Origin of the sequence: Moorena sp. SIO4A1 (genome assembly GCF_010672065.1) — a bacterium.
Taxonomy (GTDB): domain Bacteria; phylum Cyanobacteriota; class Cyanobacteriia; order Cyanobacteriales; family Coleofasciculaceae; genus Moorena.
The window spans coordinates 1-1823 of sequence record NZ_JAAHHX010000471.1; the positions used below are offsets into that span (position 1 = coordinate 1).

Sequence of the window (1823 nt, forward strand, 5' to 3'; positions counted from 1 at the left end):
TGTTTATTTTTATAGACTACTTCTCCAGACAGTGGTAAGGGAGCTGTGTGCCATACTCCAGGATGAATTGATATGCCGTAACTACCATCAGAGTAAAGCGCTACAAAATCTTCTGCTTTGACATTGTCCCCAGGAGGCGCTAATAGAAAGATACTAGGTTCACCATTTTTAGGAATAAAAGCCTCTCCTGCATCTAGATGGGCGCTAAGCCAATGCACTAGCACATAGTTAGAGTTAGTTTCAGGATCAACTACAGCCTTTCCAGCTGCACCACCGCGAGCATTTTTATGGTCAGCGGAAAGCACCGTAGAACCACGCCAATATACTTTGAATTCGTCTTCAATAAATGTACCATAACCCCCCCTAGCAATAAGAGGTCGTTTTCCTGGGTTTGGCCATTTACACAACTCTATTTCAACATCTTCAAAATCCGTGAATACAGTTCCTAATCCTTCAGCATTTTTTGAGTTCAGCTTTTTTAATGGAACGTCATAGTATTTGCATGGTGTAGCCATGATTTCCCCTTAAACTATCAGCAATTAGTGCTTTTTCAGCACTAGAGCAACCATTGGTTCTGTTTCAAAGATGTTAAACTCTACTCGATTGAGTATACTGATGCTTTCTGAAAGGACAGGTGTAGGGAGGGATACTCCTGAGCTAATGCCTTGGCATTGTCAACGCGGACTGCACTGATGTCAATGCCGACAACTTCACATCCTGTCTGCTGGGCTAGCCAGATAGCGGTGTTGCCGTTGCCGCAACCGATATCAAGTACCCGAGATTCAGTAGTCAGCCCACTGCAGGCGAGCATATATTCATTCCAACGATGGCAAGCTGGGACAAAGTCTTGAGCACGAGCGTCGGCTAAGTTATCAAAATAGCCCCAATGTAAACTGCCTTCAGAATCCCAGAAGCTACGATACATGCTGTCTTCGTGATCGTAAAACGCTTCTGTGTCCGCTTCTGTATATTTTTGTGTCATTTTGTTTGTCTAAGTTGAGACTTACAAGTCAGACTTACTAGATTTTCAAGGAAATTCCCTTCATGAGAGTAAAATCATAAGTGCTCGTTTCTTGAAATACTTCATATTTACTTCATATTTCCTTGATATTCTCCTTCATAATTCCCTGGCCTTTTGGCCAAAAGGCCAAGGTCAATCGCAATTTCAAGACTAAGCTACTGGCACAGTTAATCTATTTAGGGCTTTTTTTATCAACTATTAACACGTCCAAAACTTGTCGAAACCCTTAAGTTAGTGCGATCTGAATTATCTAAGCTGGGGAAGCTTTTTTTTTCCAAGTGTCCTGCTTTCGTCATTTACATAAACACCAAAATAATGATAACCATTAACAAAAACCTGTAGGCTAGTTGAGCAGCTGTTAGCCTAAGCTAGAAATAAGAGGCATGTGTTCTTCTTAATCATCTAGGCATTGCCAATATTCCTGAAGCTGTTCACCAAATCTATGCCAAAATCTATCCCAACTTCCGCCAAGACTACTTTAAACCAACCAGGTTTGCCTGTAGAAACGATCACATTAGATGTAACTGGCATGAAATGTGCTGGTTGTGTTGGTGTGGTGGAACGGCAACTGAGCAGTAACCCTGGGGTATCGAAAGCCTGTGTGAATCTGGTAACTGGGGTAGCTGTGGTAGAGTATCAAGCTGGTGAGGTGGAACCAACTGTCCTAGCTGAGCGGCTTACATCAAAAGGGTTTCCTAGTCAACCCCGTTTACCTGAAACTGAACAGGGAACTAAGAGCCAGGATAGGTTAACACCAGCCCAGAGACATCAGCAAGAAGCCAGAGCATACCGCCAGCAACTA

3 protein-coding genes are annotated in these 1823 nt (G+C 42.9%); 1 reads left to right on the plus strand and 2 read right to left on the minus strand.

What is annotated here, in order from left to right:
- A partial coding sequence (locus tag F6K53_RS39595) for an ureidoglycolate lyase (protein ID WP_293085478.1) occupies positions 1 to 515 on the minus strand: 515 nt, incomplete at its 3' end.
- Positions 516 to 595: 80 nt separating this feature from the next.
- A complete protein-coding gene (locus tag F6K53_RS39600; protein WP_075903224.1) occupies positions 596 to 982 on the minus strand; it encodes a class I SAM-dependent methyltransferase in 387 nt (128 codons plus the stop codon).
- 481 nt (positions 983 to 1463) lie between these two features.
- On the opposite strand from F6K53_RS39600, the gene F6K53_RS39605 reads away from it, so the two are divergent.
- Positions 1464 to 1823: heavy metal-associated domain-containing protein (locus F6K53_RS39605; protein ID WP_293085483.1), on the plus strand; the 360-nt coding region annotated here is incomplete at its 3' end.

Coding starts and splice junctions, on each gene's coding strand:
- F6K53_RS39600 (WP_075903224.1), bottom strand. CDS start 982: ATGACACAAAAATATACAGAAGCGGACACAGAAGCGTTTTACGATCAC.